General features: G+C 72.9%; 20 protein-coding genes. 6 read left to right on the forward strand and 14 right to left on the reverse strand.

What is annotated here, in order from left to right; all coding sequences use genetic code 11:
* Nucleotides 1–12: 12 nt before the first annotated feature.
* The 7 genes from M1D56_RS14645 to M1D56_RS14675 all read right to left on the reverse strand — a co-directional run bounded on the left by M1D56_RS14645 (nucleotide 13) and on the right by M1D56_RS14675 (nucleotide 5,554).
* Complete coding sequence (locus tag M1D56_RS14645; RefSeq protein WP_456284007.1) at nucleotides 13–627, reverse strand: DUF4166 domain-containing protein; 615 nt, start codon at nucleotides 625–627, stop codon at nucleotides 13–15.
* 9 nt (nucleotides 628–636) lie between these two features.
* A complete protein-coding gene (pcaC, locus tag M1D56_RS14650) occupies nucleotides 637–1,038 on the reverse strand; it encodes a 4-carboxymuconolactone decarboxylase (RefSeq protein ID WP_456284008.1) in 402 nt (133 codons plus the stop codon).
* On the reverse strand, nucleotides 1,035–1,790 hold the full coding sequence (locus M1D56_RS14655; RefSeq protein WP_282978806.1) for an alpha/beta fold hydrolase: 756 nt from the start codon (nucleotides 1,788–1,790) through the stop codon (nucleotides 1,035–1,037). The genes pcaC and M1D56_RS14655 overlap by 4 nt, the downstream gene beginning before the upstream one ends.
* On the reverse strand, nucleotides 1,787–3,145 hold the full coding sequence (locus M1D56_RS14660; RefSeq protein ID WP_456284009.1) for a lyase family protein: 1,359 nt from the start codon (nucleotides 3,143–3,145) through the stop codon (nucleotides 1,787–1,789). The genes M1D56_RS14655 and M1D56_RS14660 overlap by 4 nt, the downstream gene beginning before the upstream one ends.
* Entirely contained in the window at nucleotides 3,135–3,704 is a 570-nt protein-coding gene (gene pcaG, locus M1D56_RS14665; RefSeq protein ID WP_456284010.1) for a protocatechuate 3,4-dioxygenase subunit alpha, read from the reverse strand. The genes M1D56_RS14660 and pcaG overlap by 11 nt, the downstream gene beginning before the upstream one ends.
* Entirely contained in the window at nucleotides 3,704–4,522 is an 819-nt protein-coding gene (gene pcaH, locus M1D56_RS14670; protein WP_271172973.1) for a protocatechuate 3,4-dioxygenase subunit beta, read from the reverse strand. Before pcaH ends, pcaG begins: the two co-directional genes overlap by 1 nt.
* A 261-nt stretch (nucleotides 4,523–4,783) precedes the next feature.
* On the reverse strand, nucleotides 4,784–5,554 hold the full coding sequence (locus M1D56_RS14675; RefSeq protein WP_456284011.1) for an IclR family transcriptional regulator: 771 nt from the start codon (nucleotides 5,552–5,554) through the stop codon (nucleotides 4,784–4,786).
* Nucleotides 5,555–5,759: 205 nt separating this feature from the next.
* Here M1D56_RS14675 and M1D56_RS14680 point away from each other — a divergent pair, with 205 nt between their 5' ends.
* Both M1D56_RS14680 and M1D56_RS14685 read left to right on the forward strand, forming a co-directional pair.
* Nucleotides 5,760–6,515: an IclR family transcriptional regulator gene (locus M1D56_RS14680; RefSeq protein ID WP_456284012.1), complete on the forward strand. Its 756-nt coding sequence runs from the start codon at nucleotides 5,760–5,762 to the stop codon at nucleotides 6,513–6,515.
* Nucleotides 6,516–6,617: 102 nt separating this feature from the next.
* A complete protein-coding gene (locus M1D56_RS14685; protein WP_456284013.1) occupies nucleotides 6,618–7,811 on the forward strand; it encodes a 4-hydroxybenzoate 3-monooxygenase in 1,194 nt (397 codons plus the stop codon).
* Between the two features lie 328 nt (nucleotides 7,812–8,139).
* Here M1D56_RS14685 and M1D56_RS14690 read toward each other — a convergent pair whose 3' ends face one another.
* Both M1D56_RS14690 and M1D56_RS14695 read right to left on the reverse strand, forming a co-directional pair.
* The gene (locus M1D56_RS14690) at nucleotides 8,140–9,393 is read right to left on the reverse strand and encodes a glycoside hydrolase family 1 protein (protein ID WP_456284014.1); all 1,254 of its coding nucleotides are present in this window, start codon (nucleotides 9,391–9,393) and stop codon (nucleotides 8,140–8,142) included.
* A 68-nt stretch (nucleotides 9,394–9,461) separates the two neighbouring features.
* Complete coding sequence (locus M1D56_RS14695; RefSeq protein WP_456284015.1) at nucleotides 9,462–10,793, reverse strand: MFS transporter; 1,332 nt, start codon at nucleotides 10,791–10,793, stop codon at nucleotides 9,462–9,464.
* Nucleotides 10,794–10,931: 138 nt separating this feature from the next.
* Here M1D56_RS14695 and M1D56_RS14700 point away from each other — a divergent pair, with 138 nt between their 5' ends.
* Together M1D56_RS14700 and M1D56_RS14705 are read left to right on the forward strand one after the other, a co-directional pair.
* Nucleotides 10,932–11,522 (forward strand): TetR/AcrR family transcriptional regulator, encoded by a 591-nt coding sequence (locus M1D56_RS14700; protein ID WP_456284016.1) that lies wholly within the window; start codon nucleotides 10,932–10,934, stop codon nucleotides 11,520–11,522.
* A 52-nt stretch (nucleotides 11,523–11,574) separates the two neighbouring features.
* On the forward strand, nucleotides 11,575–14,187 hold the full coding sequence (locus M1D56_RS14705) for a family 78 glycoside hydrolase catalytic domain (RefSeq protein WP_456284017.1): 2,613 nt from the start codon (nucleotides 11,575–11,577) through the stop codon (nucleotides 14,185–14,187).
* Here the strand turns inward: M1D56_RS14705 and M1D56_RS14710 are convergent.
* The 3 genes from M1D56_RS14710 to M1D56_RS14720 are packed head-to-tail and all read right to left on the reverse strand — an operon-like array spanning nucleotide 14,184 to nucleotide 16,010.
* Nucleotides 14,184–14,669 (reverse strand): hypothetical protein, encoded by a 486-nt coding sequence (locus M1D56_RS14710; protein ID WP_456284018.1) that lies wholly within the window; start codon nucleotides 14,667–14,669, stop codon nucleotides 14,184–14,186. The two genes, M1D56_RS14705 and M1D56_RS14710, sit on opposite strands and share 4 nt — an antisense overlap.
* A gap of 34 nt (nucleotides 14,670–14,703) precedes the next feature.
* Nucleotides 14,704–15,615, reverse strand: a complete 912-nt coding sequence (locus M1D56_RS14715; protein ID WP_456284019.1) for a sugar phosphate isomerase/epimerase family protein — start codon at nucleotides 15,613–15,615, stop codon at nucleotides 14,704–14,706.
* Nucleotides 15,612–16,010 carry a C-glycoside deglycosidase beta subunit domain-containing protein gene (locus M1D56_RS14720; protein WP_456284020.1) on the reverse strand — a complete coding sequence of 133 codons (399 nt, stop codon included), beginning with the start codon at nucleotides 16,008–16,010 and terminating at the stop codon, nucleotides 15,612–15,614. Before M1D56_RS14720 ends, M1D56_RS14715 begins: the two co-directional genes overlap by 4 nt.
* An 88-nt stretch (nucleotides 16,011–16,098) precedes the next feature.
* Between M1D56_RS14720 and M1D56_RS14725 the strand changes: the two genes are divergently transcribed.
* Both M1D56_RS14725 and M1D56_RS14730 read left to right on the forward strand, forming a co-directional pair.
* On the forward strand, nucleotides 16,099–16,377 hold the full coding sequence (locus tag M1D56_RS14725) for a hypothetical protein (RefSeq protein ID WP_456284021.1): 279 nt from the start codon (nucleotides 16,099–16,101) through the stop codon (nucleotides 16,375–16,377).
* Nucleotides 16,374–16,553: a hypothetical protein gene (locus M1D56_RS14730; RefSeq protein ID WP_456284022.1), complete on the forward strand. Its 180-nt coding sequence runs from the start codon at nucleotides 16,374–16,376 to the stop codon at nucleotides 16,551–16,553. Before M1D56_RS14725 ends, M1D56_RS14730 begins: the two co-directional genes overlap by 4 nt.
* Nucleotides 16,554–16,748: 195 nt before the next feature.
* On the opposite strand, the gene M1D56_RS14735 is transcribed toward M1D56_RS14730, so the two are convergent.
* Nucleotides 16,749–18,302, reverse strand: a complete 1,554-nt coding sequence (locus tag M1D56_RS14735) for a GMC oxidoreductase (RefSeq protein WP_456284023.1) — start codon at nucleotides 18,300–18,302, stop codon at nucleotides 16,749–16,751.
* Nucleotides 18,299–19,858 carry an MFS transporter gene (locus M1D56_RS14740; protein WP_456284024.1) on the reverse strand — a complete coding sequence of 520 codons (1,560 nt, stop codon included), beginning with the start codon at nucleotides 19,856–19,858 and terminating at the stop codon, nucleotides 18,299–18,301. Before M1D56_RS14740 ends, M1D56_RS14735 begins: the two co-directional genes overlap by 4 nt.
* Between the last annotated feature and the right edge of the window lie 131 nt (nucleotides 19,859–19,989).

Below are 19,989 nucleotides of genomic sequence, written 5' to 3' on the forward strand. Positions count from 1 at the left end.
CGTGTCGCCAGACTACCCGCCGGCGTCGGGTTCGATCCGGTACCGGAACGTCCCCCGGTACGCGTACACGCGGCCCACGACGGGCGCGTCGACCGTCAGCTCCACGCGCTGGCGGCCGTCCGCGTCGTCCCAGCTCTCGCGGAGGCGCACGACGGGCGCCACGCGACGCGGGAGGCGCACCCGCAGGCGCCCCCAGCGCAGCCCGACCGACCGGCTCACGAGCACGAGCGCCCCGTCGTCCACCCGGACGTCGAACACCGCCGCGAGCGTCGGGGGCTCCCCGAGCCGATCGACGACGCGCCCTGTCTCGGCGAGCGCGACGGCGTCGACCATCGTCCAGTCGCCGCCCGGGAGCCGCAGCTCCCTGCGGGCGAGCGCGCGGCCATCCGCCGTCCGGTTGACGATCCGGAACGGCACGTCGCGCGCCCAGCCGGCCCACACGACGCCGCGCGCCTCGAGCACGCGCAGCAGGGGATGCAGCCAGCGGCGCGGCGTGCCCACCGTGTCGAACACGCCCTCCCCGACGCCGACGCTCCCCTCGGGGATCGTCGAGAAGTACCGCCGCAGGGTCGGATGGAGCTCGTCGATCCGCGCCCCGAGCGCCCGCGCGTACGGCGATCCGGTCACGCCGCGAGCCTACGCGTCGTCGGAGAGGACCTCGTTCGCGATCCGGAACGCCGTGTTCGCGGCGGGCACGCCCGAGTAGATCGCGGACTGCAGGATGACCTCGCGGATCTCGTCGACCGTGAGGCCGTTGCGGAGGGCCGCGCGCAGGTGCATCGCGAGCTCCTCGTGATGCCCGTGCGCGATGAGCGAGCTGAGCACGGCGACCGAGCGCGACCGGCGATCGAGGCCGGGGCGCGACCAGATGTCCCCCCACGCGTAGCGGGTGATGAGGTCCTGGAAGTCCGCGTTCAAGGGCGTCTGATGCGCCGTCGCGCGCTCGACGTGCGCGTCGGAGAGCACCGCGCGGCGCACCGCCATCCCCTGGTCGTAGCGCTCCTCGTCGGTGAGCCCCTGGCCGTCGGGTCGGGTCATCGTGCGATCCCCTCGAAGTGGCGGATGAGCTGCTCGGCGACCGCCGCCGGCTGCTCGGCGGGCGCGAGGTGGCTCGCGTCGGGGATCACGACGGAGCGGCCGTCCTGCACCCCCTGCGCGATCGCCTCGGCGTGGGCGGGCGGCGACACGGGATCGTGCGCGCCCGCGACCGCGAGCACGGGCACCGCGATCTCGCCGAGGCGATCGGCGACGTCGTACTGCGCGAGGGCCTCGCAGCACAGCGCGTAGCTCTCGTCGTCGGCGTCGCTCAGCGCGTGAAGCAGCCGCCCGCTGAGCACCGGCACGCGGGCGATCGAGCCCGGCGCGAACCACCGCTCGGCCGAGCCGCTCACGAGCACGGGCGTGCCCTGCGCGCGCACCTGCGCTGCACGGTCATGCCACGCCTGCGGCTCGCCGAAGCGCGGCGACGCGCACACGATCGCGGCGCGGGAGACGAGGCCCGGGTGCCGTAGCAGGAGCTCGAGCCCCGTCGCGCCGCCCAGCGAGACGCCCGCATAGAGGAAGGGCTCGCCGACCGCCTCGGCCACCGCGTCGGCGAGGTCGCCGACCGTGAAGGGCTCCGCGACCGGCTTCGCAGCGCCGTGCCCCGGGAGGTCCCACAGGGCGACGCGGAAGCGCGCGGCGAGGAGCGGGGCGACGCTCTCCCAGAGGATGGTCGAGGTGCCGAGCGAGGGCCCGAGCACGACGAGCGGGGCGTCGGCGGGGCCGACGGGGGCGGTGAGGGCGATCATGCGCTCTCCTCCTCGGTCAGGGGCGAGTGGTCGGCGGCATCCTCGGTCGCGCGGTCGACGGAGGCCCCCGCGAGCCCCGTGTACCGCGCGGGGTCGAGGAGGTCGTCGACGTCGACGCCGTCGACGCCCGCCTCGGCGAGGGCCGCCGCGACGAGCGCACGCAGGTCGCCGCCCGCTCCCGCGGCCGAGACGATGTCCTTCACGCGATCGCGCCCGAGCACGGGGCCCAGCGCGACGGACAGGCGCTCGGCGACGATGAGCCCTCCGGTCGCGGCGAGGTTCCGCTCCACGGCGTCGCGGTTGACGCGGAGCCCCGAGACGAGGTCGACCGCGTGCGCCGAGGCGCCGAGGGCGAGCCGCAGGAGCTCGCGCAGCGTCGGCCACTCGGCATGCCATGCGCCGTCGGGGCGCTCGTCGACGGCGAGGCCGGCCGCCGAGTGCAGCGTCGCGGCGAGGTGCGGGGCGCGGATGGCGGCGGAGCGGATGAGCACCGACCGCGCGGGATTCTGCTTCTGCGGCATGGCGGACGAGCCGCCGCCCGTGCCCTCGGCGAGCTCGCCGATCTCGGTCCGCGACAGCGTCGCCACGTCGGCGGCGATGAGGCCGAGCGCGTCGAGTGCCTGCGCGAACGCGTCTCCGGCCTCGGTCACGGGCCAGCGGGTGACGTGCCAGACGCCGTCGGGAGCCGCGAGGCCGAGCGCCGTCGCGAAGGCGGCCGGCAGCTCGCTCGCGCGTGCGCGCCCCGCGACCTCGACGAACGAGGCGAGCGTGCCGCCTGCTCCGCCCAGCTGCGCGGGGAACTCCAGCGCGGCCAGCCGCGCTCGCGCCCGGCGGACGGCCCGCAGCCAGTTCGCGGCGCGGAGGCCGACGGTCGTGGGCACCGCGTGCTGGGTGAGCGTGCGCGCGGCGGCCGGCACGTCGCGGTACTCCTGCGCGAAGTGCTCGAGCGACCCGACGACCGCGTCGAGCGAGGCGAGCACGTGCGCCGCGGCATCCTTCGCGACGAGCATGAGCGCCGTGTCGAGGATGTCCTGGCTCGTCGCGCCCCGGTGGATCCACGGCTTGACGTGCGGCCCCGCGAAGATCCGCAGCTCGTTCGCGAGCGGGATCACGGGGTTCCCGCCGGCGACCGCGGCCAGCGCGAGCGCGCGCACGTCGGCCACGCCGAGAGCGTCGGCCTCGGCGCGCACGGCGTCGACGTCCGTCACCGCCCCGACCGCGATGTAGGCCTCGATGAGCGCGCGCTCGGCGAGCACGAGAGCCGACAGCACCGCGGCGTCCGACACCCGATCCTCGCGCCCGGCGGTCACCGGCGAGAGGAGTCCGGCGTCGAAGCGGTCGGGGTCAGTATGCAAGGAAGACGGTCTCCTCATCCCCCTGCAGCCGGATGTCGTGGTGCAGGTAGCCATCGGACGTGCGTGTCGCGACGAGCGTAGCGCGCTCGCCCTCGTCGAGGGAGGCGAGGAGCGGGTCCTGCGCGAGGCGCTCGGGCTCCTCCGGCAGGTAGATGCGCGTGTGCAGCTTGTTGGGAAGCCCGCGCGCCCACAGCACCACCGCGAAGAACGGCGCCTTGCCCTCGATCGGGCCGGGGTTGCGTGTCCAGAACTCGTAGTGGCCCTCGTCATCCGTGAACGAGCGGCCGTAGCCCGTGAACGAATGCCCGTCGCGGCGGAGCGTTCCGCGCGCACGCGGCACCGTGCCATCCGTGTCGGCGCCGAAGATCTCGACGACGGCGTCGGGAATGGGGTGCCCGTTGCCGTCGCGCACGGTGCCGCCGAGCACGATCGCGCCGGGGCTGTGCGGGAAGGCGACCTGCGCCATCCCGTCGAACTCGAGCCCGAACTTGAAGAACGGTCCGACGGTCTGGCCGGCGGTGGGGGCGAGCGTCTTCTCGCCGAGGTCGCTGCGGGTCATCAGTGCTCGTCTCCCTCGGGCTCGAACCACGTCGCGTCGGGGCCGTCGACGACGATGTCCCAGCGGTAGCCCATCGAGAACTCGGGCACCGTGAGGTCGTGGTCGTAGGTCGCGATGAGCCGCTCGCGGTCCTTCTGGTCGCGGATCGTGTTGTAGATCGGGTCGAGCGCGAACAGCGGGTCGCTCGGGAAGTACATCTGCGTCACGAGGCGCTGCGTGAAGCCGCGGCCGAAGACGGAGAAGTGGATGTGCGCAGGACGCCACGCGTTGACGTGGTTCTTCCACGGGTACGGGCCCGGCTTGATCGTCGTGAAGGAGTACTCGCCGTTGGCGTTGGTGATCGTGCGGCCGGCGCCCGTGAAGTTCGGGTCGAGCGGAGCGGGGTGCTGGTCGCGCTGGTGGATGTAGCGGCCAGCGGCGTTGGCCTGCCACAGCTCGATGAGCTGGTTCGCGATCGGACGCCCCCAGCCGTCGAGCAGACGGCCGCTCACGGTCATCCGCTCGCCCTGCGGCTCGCCCGCGTGCTGCAGCGTCAGGTCGGACTCGATCGCCGCGACATCCCGCTCGCCGTAGGCGGGCGACCACAGCTCGATCGTCTCGGGGTCGACGAGCTTCGGGTTCTTCGTCGGGTGACGCAGGATGCTCGACCGGTACGGGGGGAAGTCGTAGAGCGTGCTGGGCACGTTCTCCCCCGCGGCCACGCGCGCGGCGGCGTCGGCGTGGATCTGCCGGATCTCCTCGGTGATCTCGGCCTGGCTCACCTGATCGGGCGAGGCGAGCAGCGACTCGGGGGCCGCCGCGGTCTGCTCTGGCGTCATGGTGTCTCCTTCGACGAGCTGCCGGTCCAGTGTGGCGCGACCGCCGCGCTGGCGGGCGGGATTCTCCCGGTGAGTGGGAGGAGGGGTCGGCGAGGGGCGGCGTTGGGGGCGAGGGGCGGCGTTCGGGCGGCGTTCGCGGGACACAGCGCAGGAGTTCCGGGCGCGACGCGGACGGTGGGCCGCGTGATTCCGGGGTCGGGCAGCCGCGAAGGCGCGGGAAGTCCTGCGTCGTGTCCCGGGCGGATGGCCGGAGCGAGCTCGTCAGCTCGCGTCGCGGAGCTCGCGCGTCAGGGCGGCGGCCGTCTGCCGCACGAGAGCCGCGAGGCGCCGCTCATCCGCCGTGTCGATATGCGCGACGACGCCGATCGCCGTGGGCGGGAGACCGCGCACGTGCCCGAGCATCGCGGCGATCGAGATGTTGCCGAGGGTCATCTCCTCGCGCGCGACCGCGTAGCCGCGGGCCTTGGTGGCGGCGAGGTCGGCGCGCACGGCCTCCTCGGTCGTGAGGGAGTGCACGGTCTCGCGCTCGAGCGGCGCCCGGAAGAACTGCCGCAGCCACTCCTCCCCCTGCTGCGCGAGCATGGCCTTGCCGACGCCGACGGTGTGGAGCGGGTGGCGACCGCCCATGCGCGACAGGGTCGGGATGGATCCGTGGCCTGTGACGCGTCCGACGTAGAGCGCGGATGCGCGTTCGGGCGTCGGCGCGTCGAGCACCGCGAGGTGGACGTTCTCGCCGGTCGCCTCGTAGAGCCGCTGCATGTGCGGCAGCGCGGTCTCGCGCAGCCGGAGGGACAGCGGCGAGAGCTCGCCCAGCTCCCACAGCCGCGGCCCGACGATGTAGCGCCGCCCCGGAGCGCGGGCGAGCAGGCCGTGATCGACGAGCTGGGCGAGAATGCGGTGGAGCGTCGACGACGACAGCCCCGTCTGCTCCGACAGCCGCGTCGCGCTGAGATCGGGCTCGTCGGCCGTGAAGCACGCGAGGATCCGCATCGCCCGCGTGAGGACCCCTTCGCCCTCTCCCTCCACTCCCATGTCTCGATTGTCGCGCCTCTGGGCCATCCGAACCCGCACGACGCGAGACATGGAGACCTGGCCGGATGGCCTCCCGCGTCCCCCGAATCGGATCCGTGCGACAGGAGTCGCCCCCTGCGCACGACACGCGCACACGCGCCCCAGCCATCCGATTCCGGTCACGCACGAAACGAGACATGCCCGGACGGCGGGCGACAATGGCCCCATGGCGAACTCCCCGTCGGGCGACTCGGTCACCGAGCGGATCGTGCGCGTGCTCGAGACGTTCACGACCGACCGCACGGTGCAGACGACCGCCGAGATCGGCCGCCGCGCCGGCCTGCCGTCGTCGACGGCGCATCGGATGGTCGCCGACCTCGTCGCGTCGGGGCTGCTGGAGCGGGATGGCGAGCGCCGCATCCGCCTCGGCCTGCGCCTGTGGGAGCTCGCCGAGCGCGGTTCCCTCGCCCTGCGGCTGCGACAGGTCGCCCTGCCGTTCATGGAGCGCGTGCAGAGCCGGATCCGCGAGCACACCCAGCTCGCAGTGCTCGAGCGGGGCGAGGCGCTCTTCCTCGAGCGCCTGTCGTCGCCGACGTCGGGTGCCAACATCACCCGCGTCGCCGGGCGGCTGCCCCTGCACGCATCGTCGTCGGGTCTCATCCTCCTCGCCTTCGCACCGGAGGAGGAGCGCGAGCGGGTGCTCGCCGAGCCGCTCGCCGCGGTCTCACCGGAGACCGTCGTCGACCCCGTCGAGCTGCGGCGCCGCCTCGGCGCCATCCGGCGCGACGGATTCGTCGTCGCGGAGGGCTCGATCGAATCGGTGTCGACGGGCGTCGCCGTTCCGGTGCGGGATGGCCGGGGCCCGGTGATCGCGGCCCTGTCGGTCGTCCTGCCGCGCGAGGCGCCGACCGCCGGCGCGGTCGAGGAGCTCCGTGCGGCAGCGGCGGGGATCTCCGCTTCGCTCGGCGCGTCCCGGCGCTGACGCCGCGCGGGACGCGATTCCCGTTGAACGGGAACAATCGCGCAGGCGGGCCGTCCCGCCCGAGAGACTCGTGCCATCCCGACCACGTCGAAGGAGACGGACATGACCGAGCGCACGCGCGTCGCCATCATCGGAGCCGGCCCGGCCGGCCTCCTCCTCTCGCACCTGCTGGGCCGTCAGGGGATCGAGTCGATCGTCATCGACCAGCGCTCGCGCGAGCAGATCGAGACGACCATCCGCGCCGGCATCCTCGAGCAGGGCACGGTCGAGATCCTCAGCGAGACCGGGGCATCCGACCGCGTGCACACCGTCGGGCGGCGCCACGAGGGCATCGAGCTCGCGTTCGCCGGCGAGCACCATCGCATCGACTTCGCTGCGACCGCGGGCAGGGCCGTGTGGCTCTACCCCCAGCACGAGGCGCTCAAGGACCTCATCGCAGCGCGACTCGCCGCCGGCCAGGACCTCCGCTTCGAGGTCACGGCAGAGCGTGTCGAGGACGCCGAGTCGGATCGACCCCGCCTCATCGCGCGCGACGCGTCCGGCGCGCCGGTCGAGATCGAGGCTGATTGGATCGTCGGCGCGGATGGCTCGCGCTCGGTCGCGCGGTCATCGGTCAGCGGGCAGCGGGCGGGGTACTTCCGCGAGTACCCGTTCGCGTGGTTCGGCATCCTCTGCGAGGCGCCGCCGAGCGCCGAGGAGCTCATCTACTCCAACTCGGCCGAGGGCTTCGCGCTCATCAGCCAGCGCAGCCCCGAGGTGCAGCGGATGTACTTCCAGTGCGACCCAGAGGCCGACCCGGATGCGCTGACCGAGGCCGAGCTGTGGGAGACGCTGCAAGCGCGCGTTCCCGGCACGACGCTCAAGGAGGGTCGCATCTTCCAGCGCGACATCCTGCGGTTCCGCAGCTTCGTGGCCCACGAGCTGCGCCGCGGCCGCGTCGTGCTCGTCGGCGACGCGGCGCACACCGTCCCGCCGACGGGCGCCAAGGGGATGAACCTCGCCGTCGCCGACGTCGTGCTCCTCAGCGAGGCGCTGCGCAGCGCGCTGGCCGACGGCGACGACGCGCTCGTCGACGCCTATCCCGAGACCGCGCTCCAGCGGATCTGGAAGGCGCAGCACTTCTCCTGGTGGATGACGAGCATGCTGCACCTGCAGCCGGAGGCGAGCGACTTCGACCGCCGGCGCCAGCTCGGGGAGCTCCGCACGGTCGTCGAGTCGGAGGCCGGACGCACCTACCTCGCCGAGGCGTACACCGGATGGCCGATGCCCGGCATCGAGGCCGTGCTCGGCCGGTAGGCACCCCGGGAGGGACGCGCGGCCGCCGGTGCGTGCGGCGGCCGCGGCGCGTGCGGCGGCGCGTGCGGCGGCGCGTGCGTGCGTGCGTGTCTCACCCCCTGCGGGAATCCAGCCCGCTAACCAGCCAAAACCGAGACACGACCACTCAGGCCCCTACCAACCCGCCCGCGCCCGCCGCCGGAGAAAGGCCGAAAGACCGGGAGCAGGAGACAGACCGCGCGCAGGAGAAAAGACCGAGAGCAGGACGATCGGGCGAAGATCGTCCTGCTCTCGGCGGATTGTCCTGCTCCCGGAGCGGGACAAGCCATCGCCCCAGAGCGGAAGCAGCTCAGCCGGCCGCCGGCACCGCCCGCACCGCCCGCGCCGCGCGCACGGCATCCGCGTACACCGCGGCACTCGGCTTGGGCGTGCGCGCGAACGTGTCGCGGTCGACCGACACGAGGCCGAGCTTGGGGCCGTAGCCGAAGATCCACTCGAAGTTGTCCATGAGCGTCCAGTGGCAGTAGCCGAGCACGGGCGTGCCCGCCGCGATCTCCTCGCCGAGGGCCTCGAGCGCCGCCGGGATGAACGCCGCGCGCTGTGCGTCGTCGTCGGTCTGGATGCCGTGCTCGGTCACGAGCACGGGCACGCCCGACACCTCGTGCGCGTAGCGGACGGCGCCCGCGAGCGACGCCGGCTCGATGACCGTGCCCATCCCGTTGCGCGGCCCGTCGGGGACGACCTCGCCCGAGGCGTCGTGATAGGTCCGCTCGTAGTTCTGCACGCCGATGAAGTCGTCGTCGCGGGCGACCTCGAGCCAGTGGTCGTAGACCGCCGCACGGCGCGCGTCGCGACGCGCCTCACCGCCGGGCAGCGCGACCTCGTCGGAGATCGCGATCGAGACGCCGACGAGGAGGTCCGCCCGCCGGGCCTGGACGGCGGCCTTCGCGGCGCGGTGCGCGACGGTGAACGCCTCCTGGAAGTCGGCCTGCGCCTCGGCCGGCAGCACGTTCGACGCGAAGTAGCGCTCGGCGCCGGCCGCCCGCGCGGCCGCGGCGAGCATGTCGCGCTTGAGCTGCTCGGCGACAGGAGGCAGCTTGCCGCCCGCCTGCAGCAGCTGCTCGAGGTTCGGCTCGTTGAGCGTCACGACCGCCTCGAGGCGGTCCCCGAAGCGCGCCATGACGCGGTCGGCCTGCTCGGCGAACAGAGCCGCGGCGTCGGGGGCGAGCCAGGACCCCGCGGCCGAGAACCAGTGCGGCGACGCGAAGTGGTTGAGCGTCACAAGGGGTGCGAGGCCGCGCTCGAGCGCGGCGTCCACGACCCGCTCGTAGTGGTCGAGCTCCTTCTGCGACACGACGCCGCGCTCGGGCTCCATGCGCGCCCATTCGACCGAGAAGCGGAAGGCGCTGAGCCCGAGGCCCGCGACGAGGTCGAGGTCGCTCTCGAAGAGGTCGTATGCGCGGCAGGCCTCACCCGAGCGCTCCCGGAACAGCGTCGGCGTCGTGTTCTCGAGGAACCAGATGTCGCTGTGGACGTTGCCGCCCTCGTTCTGGTGGCCGGCCGTCGCGACGCCCCAGAGGAAGCCGTCGGGGAAGGAGGTCATGTCGTCACTGCTTTCTTCGGGATTCGATCGAGGAGGGATGGCCGCCCGCGCGGGGCGGCCATCCGAGGTCAGCGCGCTCCGCGCACGAAGAGGATCACGAGGCCGCCGATCACCGCGGCGATCGCGCCGGCGATGAAGAGCGCGGCGAAGTTCGGGCCGGCCGGCCCCGCGCCGATCGCGAGGAGGGCGGGCGCCGCCGCGGCGACGATCGTCACGGGCAGGTTGTCGGCGATCTTGAGGATGCCGAGGTCCTTCGCGGGGTTGTCGGGGTCGGGGAGCACCTGCGTCGCGAGCACGAGCTCGACCGCGAAGTACACGCCCTGGCCGAGGCCGACGACCGTGCACGCCACGAGGTAGAAGCCGAAGTCGGGCGCGAGCGAGGCGAGCACGAGGCCGACGGCGAGGATGACCGCGGCGACGAGGATGAACGGCTTGCGGACGCCGAGGCGGTCGCTGAGCTTGCCGACGAGCGGGGCGACGAGCATCGTGATGCCGAGGTTCACGACGACGGTGAGCAGGATCATCGAACCGAGAGCCGCGGGATCGATGTGAAGCTTCTGCATGAGGAAGATGGGCTGGTATCCGTTCAGCGCGGCGACGCCCGAGAACACGAGCATGCGGCTCGTGAAGACCCACGTGAACGCGGAGTGCTTGAGCGGGTTCACCCAGAACACGCGCAGGGCGGCTCGCAGGTCGAAGGGCGGCTGCGGGAACTCCCACTTCGGGTCGCGGACGACCACGGCGAGCACGAGCATCCCGATGACGGCGAGAGCGGTCGGGATGCCCACGAGCGGGAGGAGCTGCTGCCCGAACGGCACCGCCACCGCCATCCCGAAGAGCGCGCCGATCGGCGTGCTCATGCTCACGAGGGCCGTGGCGACGCCGCGCTGGTCGGCGGGCAGCTGGTCGGTGAGGAGCGCCATGACCGTGACGTTGGCCGCGACGAACCCGGTCGTGATGAGGAGGTGCGCCGCGACGAACACGGGCACACTGGTGGCCGTCACGAGCAGGATGGCTCCGAGCACGAACGCGATCGCCCCCACGACGAGATACGGACGGCGCCGGCCGAAGCGCGACCGCGTGCGGTCGCTCAGTGTGCCGACGATGGGCAGCGCGAACAGCGTGAGGATGCCCGCGACGGCGCTCGAGATCGAGATCGTCGTCGTCGCGGTCGCGGCGTCGATCTCCGTCGCCTTGAGCGCGAGGGTGAGGAGCGCCGCCGACATCTGGGCGGCGGCCGCGCCCACCATCGCGAGGACGAGGAAGAACGTGAAGCCGCGGGGGCGCTTCACGCTCTGGCGGAACGCCTCGGTCGGGGTGACCTCGCGCAGGGTGTCGGTCGTGATCGCGGGGGCCGCGCCGAACGGCGTGGCCGCGGGGGCGTCTTCGGGAATGGTCATGGTGGCTTCCTTGCCGATGGGGGCCGTCGGGTCGGCCGTCTCTTCGTCGATGGGGTCCCGTCGCCGGGATGCGGGAGACGCTAACACGAAAAGTTGAAGGGTTCAATGTTTTTGCGCGGATCCTGGTACGGTGCTGACATGGCAGGGCCCCGAGGCGAGTACCGGAAGAGCGCGGAACGCCGCGCGCAGATCCTCGACGCCGCGTTCGCGATGTTCGCGAAGAACGGGTACACCGCGAGCTCGGTGAACGAGATCGCGCGCGCCGTGGGCATCACCCAGACGGGGGTCCTCCACCACTTCGCGGGCGGCAAGATCGCCCTCCTGCGCGCCGTTCTCGAGCAGCGCGACGCGCGCGCCGAGGGCGTCCTCGAGGCGCGGCGCGGCCGCGACTTCCTCCTCGGCCTCGTCGAGATCTCCCGCGCGCAGGCCGCCCAGCGCGGTGTCGTGCAGCTCTACCGCAACCTCTCGGCCGAGGCGGTCGACCCGGACCATCCCGCGCACGAGTACTTCCACGCCCGCCTCGAGCGCATCGCCGACGCCGTCACCCGCGCGTTCGCCGAGGTGCGCGACGACGGAGGGCTCCGCGACGGCGTCGACCCGCGCACCGCCGCGCTGCGCACGATCGCGATGACGGAGGGCCTCGAGCTCCTCTGGCTGAACGGCTTCGACGTCGACATGGCCGACGACATCCGCGACGTCATCGACGGCTATCTCGTCGATCCCCTCTGACCCGACCACGACCATCCGCGGACGCCGTCGTCCGCCATCCGTCAGGAGCCCCATGAGCATCGCCGCCCGCCCTGTGACCGTCGAGCACCACCGCGAGCCGATCGGCATCGGCGAGACGCGTCCGCGCCTGTCGTGGATCGTCGACGCCGACCAGCCCGGATGGGCGCAGCGCGCCTACGAGATCGAGATCGTCTCCGACGCGGGCGCGTTCACGACCGGACGCGTCGAGTCGGTCGATCAGGTGCTCGTGCCCTGGCCTGCCGAGGCGCTCGGCAGCCGGGCGCGCCGCTCGGTGCGGGTGCGCGTGTGGGGCGCCGAGGGCGACGCGTCGGACTGGAGCGCGCCGACCGTCCTCGAGACGGGGCTGCTCGACTCCGCACTGTGGGAGGCGCGGATGGTCGCTCCCGCGCTGCCCGAGACGGGCGACGGCGGCGAGCCGGCCGCGCTGCTGCGCGGCGAGGCCGAGCTCCGCGGCGGGATCGTGCGCGCCCGCGTCCGCGCCACGGCCCGGGGCGTCATGACGCTGCGGATCAACGGGCGCCCCGTCGGCGACGACGTGCTCCACCCCGGATGGACGAGCTACGCGCGGCGGCTGCGCTATCGCACGTGGGATGTCACCGAGCTCGTGCACGAGGGACGCAACGCCCTCGGAGTGCACCTCGCGGACGGCTGGTACCGCGGGTACCTCGGGTTCGGCGGCCTCCGCGACCTCTACGGAGACCGGACGGCCGCGCTCGTGCAGCTCGAGGTCGAGCACGCCGACGGTTCCCTCACGGTGGTCGGGAGCGATGAGACCTGGCGCTCGACCCTCGGGCCCGTGACGCGCGCCGACCTGTACATGGGCGAGACCTACGATGCGCGGCGCGCCGTCGCCGGATGGGACGAGCCCGGCTTCGACGACGCCGCGTGGGATGCCGTGTCGACGGTCGCGTTCGACCCCGCGACCCTCGTCGCGCCCGACGGTCCGGCCGTCCGCCGCACCGAGGCCATCCGCCCCGTCGAGGTGCGCACCTCGCCGACCGGCCGGACGATCCTCGACTTCGGGCAGAACCTCGTCGGCCGCCTCCGGGTGCGCGTCCCGGCCGACGCAGGCGAGATCGTGCTGCGGCACGCCGAGGTGCTCGAGCACGGCGAGCTCGGCACCCGACCGCTGCGGCGCGCCCGCGCGACCGATGTGGTCCTCGGCGATGGCGCCGCGTTCACGTGGGAGCCCGCTTTCACGTTCCACGGCTTCCGGTACGCGGAGGTGAGCGGATGGCCCGGCGACGTCGATCCGTCGGCGTTCGAGGCCGTCGTGCTGCACACCGACATGCGCCGCGTCGGCACCTTCTCGTGCTCGGATCCGCTGCTCGACCGTCTGCACGAGAATGTCGTGTGGGGCATGCGCGGCAACTTCCTCGACGTGCCGACCGACTGCCCGCAGCGCGACGAGCGCCTCGGCTGGACGGGCGACCTGATGGCCTTCGCGCCGACCGCCGCGTACCTCTACGACACGTCGGGGATGCTCACCGGATGGCTCGCCGACCTCGCCGCCGACCAGCACGACGACGGCAACGTGCCGGTCTACATCCCCTGGGCCGACGTCGACCCGAACATGCCGCCGCTCGGGGCCGAGGCCGGCTGGGGCGACGCCGCGACGGTCGTGCCGTGGACGCTCTACGAGCGCTACGGCGACGTCGAGATCCTCCGCCGCCAGTGGGGTTCGATGACCGGATGGGTCGAGGCGCTCGCCGCGCGAGCGGGCGACGCCCTCGACTTCTCCAGTGGAGGTTTCTCGTTCGGCGACTGGCTCGACGCGGCGGCGCCCGACGACCAGCCGTGGGCTGCGCGCTTGCCGTGGCAGGCGGTCGCGACCGCGTACCTCGCGCTGTCGGCGCGCATCCTCCGCGACGCCGCCGCCGTACTCGACCGCCCCGAGGACGAGGCGCGCTACGCGGACCTCTTCGCCCGCACGGCGGCGCGCTACCGCGACGAGTACGTCACCCCCACGGGGCGCGCGGCGTTCCCGTCGCAGACCGCGTACGCCCTGGCCATCCGCTTCGGCCTCCTGCTCCCCGAGCAGGAGGAGCACGCGGGAGAGCTCATGGCCGCCCAGGTCGCCGCCGACGGGTTCGCGATCGGCTCGGGCTTCCTCGGCACGCCGCACGTGCTCGAAGCGCTCGCCGACACCGGTCACGCCGCGACGGCGTGGCGGCTCCTCCTGCAGACGGAGTGCCCGTCGTGGCTCTACGCCGTGACGATGGGGGCGACCACCGTCTGGGAGCGCTGGAACTCGATGCTCCCCGACGGCTCGATCAACCCCGGCGAGATGACGTCGTTCAACCACTACGCGTTCGGCGCTGTGGCCGACTTCCTCCACCGGCGAGTCGGCGGACTTGCTCCGGCAGCGCCGGGCTACCGCCGCATCCGGGTCGCGCCGCTTCCGACTCCCGAGCTCACGTGGGCGCGCACCGCCCACGAGACGCCCTACGGTCGCGCGGAGGCGTCCTGGACTCTCGAGGACGACGCCTTCGCCCTCGAGGTCGTCGTCCCGCCGTCGACGGAAGCCGAGATCGTGCTGCCCGACGGGTCAGAGCCGACGATCGTCGGCTCGGGGACGCACCTGTTCGCGTGCGCGTTCACCGCCGGTGAGGCGGCCGCGGTGGCCGCGTCGTTCACGGGCTAGCGGCGGCCTGGCGTCCGGCGGGCGGAGCGCCTCGCGCAGGCACCCCGCCGCGCGGAGAACCGCACGATGAGCGCGAGTGCCAGGGCGGAGGCGGCCATCGCCGACCAGCCGATCGCCGAGACGGCGGCGAGCGACGCCGCCATGCCGACGCCCGCGGCGAGCATGCCGAGGGCGAAGAGCAGCCCGAGCGCGCCTGCGCCCCGACGGAGCGCGCGGCCGATGAGCCAGCCGGCGACGAGGATGGGCCCGGCGACCGAGATCGCCGCGACCCCGATCGCCGTCGGCATGATCCACGCTTGGCCGGTGAGGCTCGCGTAGATGAGGGCGCCCGCGCCCGCGCCGAGACCCGCCGCGAGCCAGATGCCGAGCCACAGGGCGGCGCGCCGCGGCGGTGCGGTCCGCTTCGGGCTGGCGGGTGCCGTCGCGCGCTCGGCGCGGGCCTCAGTCGGACGGGTCTCCTCGAGTGCGATGCGGGTGCGCATGACTCGAGGAGACCATCCGAACCTCAGACGACGCTCAACGCGCCGCCGCCTGGCGCTCCGTCGCGAGCGTGCGGATGAGCGCGTGCTGGCGGCGCAGCTGATCCGAGGCGCGGTACGGGTGCTTGTGCCCCTCGTACTCGCTCGAGAGCCAGCCCGTGTATCCCGATTCGAGGACGATGTCGATGATCTCGGCCCACGGGATGTGGTGGTCGACGAGCTCGTCGTCGATCTCGTGGAACTTCGCCTGGAAGTACACCGTATAGGGCATGACGTCGCGCAGATCAGAGACCGGCACCACGGGCACGACGGGGAACGCGGGCGCGCCGCCCGTGCCGAGCTGCGACGTGATGCCGGGCTCCTCGCGGCGGAACATGCTCTTCTGGAACACGCCCGTGTCGATGAGCAGTCCGAAGTTCTCGGTGCCGGTGCGCTCGATGAACGCGATGTACTCGTCGACCACGGGCGACCTGATGACCGACGGCCAGTGGATCTCGGGGCAGATCGTGATGCCGAGGTCGTGCGCGAGGTCGAGGTTGCGCTCGACGGCCTGGTCCCAGATCGGATCGACCTGGAGGTCGCTCGTCACGACGCCGATCTTGGGACGCACGAACGAGAACCCGAGCGTCGCGGCGAGACGCAGGTCGAGCGCGAGCTGCTCGGCGCCCTCCTCGACGGTCATGCCGCGCCCCGGGAACCGGCGCGTGTCGAGCCACGATCCGTACAGTGTCGGCGTGAGCCCGAGCTCGGCATTGCGGGCGTGCCACGCGTCGATGAAGGCCGTGGATGGCTCGGGGTAGCTCTCGACATGGCCCTCGCCGAGGATCTCGATTCCGGTCGCGCCGAGATCGGCGATGTCGCGCGCGCAGTCGTCGAGGTCCATGACGACGCCGAAGTCGCCGGTGTAGCTGTAGACCGAGACGCCCAGCTGGAACGGGAGGGCGCTCATCGGACGATCACCGCCTTCCGGGTCGCGGTCCAGGCCTGCGGCTGGAGCTCTTCGGGGATGTACGACATGCGCATGCGCAGGGTGAACGAGACGTCGTGGACGCCCGGCGCGAGGCCGCCGTCCTTCGCCACCGTCAGCACCGCCGCGTGCTCGAGCGGCCAGCGGACATCCGTCGACTCCCGCAGCTGCGCGAACGAGTACTCGCCGCTCGGGAGGCCCCATGTGATGTCGGAGGCGTCGAACTCCTCGCCGTCGACGACGAGCGTGGGCTCCTCGAGCAGGTTCGCCCAGACGCCGCGGTAGTAGGGGCTGCGCACCTGCAGCTGGAATCCGGTCGGGCGGTCTCCGCCGACGTTGCGGAATCCCTTCGACTGGATGAGGGATTTCTCGAGCATCCTCGCTCCTCTCGCGCCCCGTCGTGGGGCTCACTTATGTCGAGAATAGTCATAAGATCGCGTGAAGCCAACGTTGAGAGGATCCGCAATGACGCCGTCCGATGCCGACGAGCTCCGCGCGCGCAATCGCGCGGTGGTCGAGGCCTTCTTCTCGTCGAACCTCGACAACCCCGAGGAGCGCATCGCGCTCTGGCACCCCGACGGCGTCAAGGAGCTGCCCTTCGCACCGCGCGAGCTGCCCAAGACCCGATGGGAAGGGCGCGACGAGATCGTGGCGAACACGGTCAGCAACGCCGGCATGTTCGCGAACTGCGTGCACCAGGACCTCGAGATCTTCGCGTGCGAGGATCCTTCGCTCTTCTCGTGACGAGCCGGATGGTGCCGGAGGCGACGTTCCTGGGCGAGCCGTACCCGCAGTCGTTCGTGCACCTCCTGCGCGTCGAGGACGGCAGGATCATCCTGCAGCGCGAGTACTTCGACTCGGGTATCCTCGCCGACGCCGAGCGCGCCGCCCGCGCGAAGGGGCGCACGCCGATGGTCTGAGGGGCCCGCTCGGGCGCCTCGGCCGTCGCCGCGTTTCGCGGCGAACCGGGCGCGGATCGACGCAGGACGCGGCAGGAGCCTGGGACTCCTGCCGCGTTTCGCGTCCAACGGATGGCCGTCTGCCGCGTTCCGGGGCGAACGACAGGCGAACCCGCACGCCGGCCGACGCCCCCCCCCGCATCGGCCGGCGCGGTCTTACAGGCGCGCCGCGGCGTCCTGCGCGGCCCGCACGGCGAGCGCGACCGACATGAGCGTCGGGTTCATCGTCGTCGCGGTCGGGATGGTGCCGTTGCCGCCGACGTAGAGGTTCTCGAAGCCCCACACCCGCGAGTGCGGGTCGGCGACCGAGGTGCCGTCCTCAACGACGCCGAGCCGGGTGGTGCCCTGGTAGTGCAGGCTCGATCCGTTGGGCATGAGCCGCGGCTCGGCGATGAAGACGCCGAGCCCCTCGCCGATGCGGCGCAGGCGCTCGGTCGCGTCGGCGATCTCGGCCTCCTCCTCGGGGCCGAGCGCGTACTCGATGGTCATGTTCGGCAGCCCGCGGTAGTCGAGCTCGTCGTCTGAGAACGTGACGCCGTCCTCGAAGCGCGGACGCTTGCGCATCCCGTAGCCCATGTTGACGTAGCCCCACCGGTTGCCGGCGTGCGGATGGCTCTCATCGAGCGGGAAGGGGGGCTGCTCGGCGTACATCACCTGCAGGGAGTACGGATGGCCCGGCTCGGCGAACGGGATGCGGTTGACGGCGGCGACGGGGTCGACCGGGTTCGCCGCGCGGCGCGCGAGCTCCGCCTCGAGATCGGCCTCCGAGGCGAACCGCGACATCTGATCGCCGGACAGCGCGACGGTCGAGATGACGACCGGGTGCTCGGTGAGGTAGCGGCCGAGTGCGCGCGGCCGGATGCCCGACGCCCACAGCAGCTGCGGGGTGCGGAACGCGTCGGCAGCGACCACGACGAGGTCGGCCTCGACCGTCGAGGTCTCGCGGGTGCGGAGGTCCTCGACGACGACGCCGGTCGCGCGCGCGCCGTCGACGACGATCTGGCGCACGAGCGACAGGTCGCGCAGCTCGAAGCGCGCCGCGATCGGGGAACCCGGGTCGACGAGCGGGCCGAGCACGACGTCGGCGCCGGCCCAGCGGACCGTGCCGTCGGGCTGCGGGTCTCCCGCGACCGGCAGCGTGCTCGGCGCGGGGTCGGAGCCCGCTGCCTCCTCGAGCAGCGAGCGGATGGCCGCGCCGACCGCCGAGTCGGCGAACGCGGCGCTCTGCACGTGCAGGAGCTCCTCCGCGCGCTGGATGAGCGCATCCCACTCCGCGTCGTCGATGAAGTCGACGCGCTCCGAGCCGGAGGGGCGGGGCGTCGCGCACGTCCAGTGGGCGCCCATCCCGCCGACGTTCGTCGAGGCCGCGGCCGCCGGGAAGGTCGGTGCGTGCGCGGCGCCCTCCCCGCCGAAGTCGAGCAGATGCGTGCCCTGGCGCGCCGTGAACATCCCCTCGACGACCGTTCCGGCCGGGATGCCGAGCGACTCGCGCAGGGCGCCCGCCTGCGGGCCCTGCGACAGCTCGCGCGCCCGCGCCTTCTCGTCAGGCGACGGGATGTTGCGCACGCTCTCCCCCGGCACGGCGGTGAGCTGCGGACCGGCCTCGAACATGACCACACGGGCGCGCGGATGGCGCTCGAGCAGCTCGCGCGCGAAGGTCGAGCCGATGGGTCCGCTGCCGACGACGGCGATGACGGGCTGGTCGTTCATGGAGTCTCCTCGCGGGATGAGGCGGGGCCGCCTGCGGCGGCCTGGGGGATCGGATGGCCGCGCCCGACGAGGCGGGTCGGCTCTGCGGCGGGCGGATGGGCAGGGGCGTGCTCGTCCGAGAGGCGCCCGGCAGGCAGGAGGAGCGCGATGACGAAGCCGAGGAGGTAGACGAGCGCGAGAGCGCCGAAGACGGGCCCCATGACGTCGCCGTACGCGCGGGCGACGGCGTCCTGCACGGCCGCGGGCGCCGCGTGCACCTCCTGCGGCGTGAGCGCGGCGACCTCGGAGACGAGGGCGGCGGCCACGCCGGCGCCGATCACGCCTCCGACGATCGCGGTCGCGACCGTGGAGCCGATCTGGCGGACGAGGTTGACCGCAGCGGTCGCGGCCCCGGTCGCCGAGCGCGGCGCCGAGCTCTGCGCGACCGCGACCACGAGGCTCATGAAGAGGCCCGTGCCGATGCCGACGAGCGCCATGAGCGCCATCGGCACCCACAGCGGCAGCCCGAGCGGGAGGACGGCCATCGCTCCGAGGCCGAACGACGCCAGCAGCGGACCGGCGATCGCGAAGCGCCGGTAGCGCCCCGTGCGCCCGACGAGCCATCCGCTGAACAGGCTCGACACGAGCATCCCGAACACCGTGGCGATCGGCACGAGACCCGAGACCGTCGCGCTCGTGCGGTACGCCATCTGGAAGAACGTCGGAAGGTACGCCGTGACCGAGAAGAGCCCGACGCCGATGACCGCGGAGAGAGCGGTCGACGCGGCCATCCGGCGGTCGGCGAACAGGCGCAGCGGAACGAGCGGGTGCGATGCGCGGAACTCCACGAGCACGAAGACCGCGAAGCCCGTCGCCGACAGCGCCGCGCACGCGAGGCCGGCGCCGAGCGCGGCGGGGTCGCCGAGCCAGGTGACCGCGAGCACGAGCGAGACCATGGCGACCGCGAACGCGAGGGCCCCGGCGACGTCGATGCGCCCCCGCTCCGCCCCGCTCTCGACGTGAGGCAGCGCGAACGCCGCGAACGCGAGCGCCGCTCCGCCGAGCGGCAGATTGATCCAGAAGACCCACGGCCATCCCCACGTGTCGACGATCACACCGCCGAGCACGGGGCCGGCGAGGATCGCGACCGGGAAGGCCGCGCCGATGACGCTCATGTACCGCGCGCGCTGCCGGGGCGTCGTCACGTGCGCGACGATCGTCTGCGACATGAGGTGGAGACCCGCCGATCCGATGCCCTGGACGACGCGCGCGACGATGAGCGCCGTCATGCCGGTGGCGAAGCCGCACGCGAGCGACGCCGCGAGGAACACCGCGAGCGAGACGAGGAAGACCAGGCGCGGGCCGATCATGTCGCCGAGGCGGCCGATGACCGGCATGAGCACCGTGCTCGCGAGCGTGTAGGCCACGATGATCCAGCTCATCTGCGCGAGCGCGTCGAGCTCGCCGGCGATCGTCGCGAGCGAGGTCGAGACGATGGTGTGGTCGAGCGCGCCCAGGAACGACACGACGAAGAGCGCGCCGACGAGGAGTCGGATGCGGAGCGGAGAGAGGTTCATCAGCGGATGGCCCGTACGACTGGGCTGTCGACTCGACCTGGTGTGCCCCGTCGGCCTCGGCGCCGACGGGAACGAGCCCTCGCGGGCCCCGATGTCCCCGCCAGCATATCAGCTTCAGTAGAAAAACTACA

Source organism: Microbacterium sp. JZ101 (genome assembly GCF_053903175.1).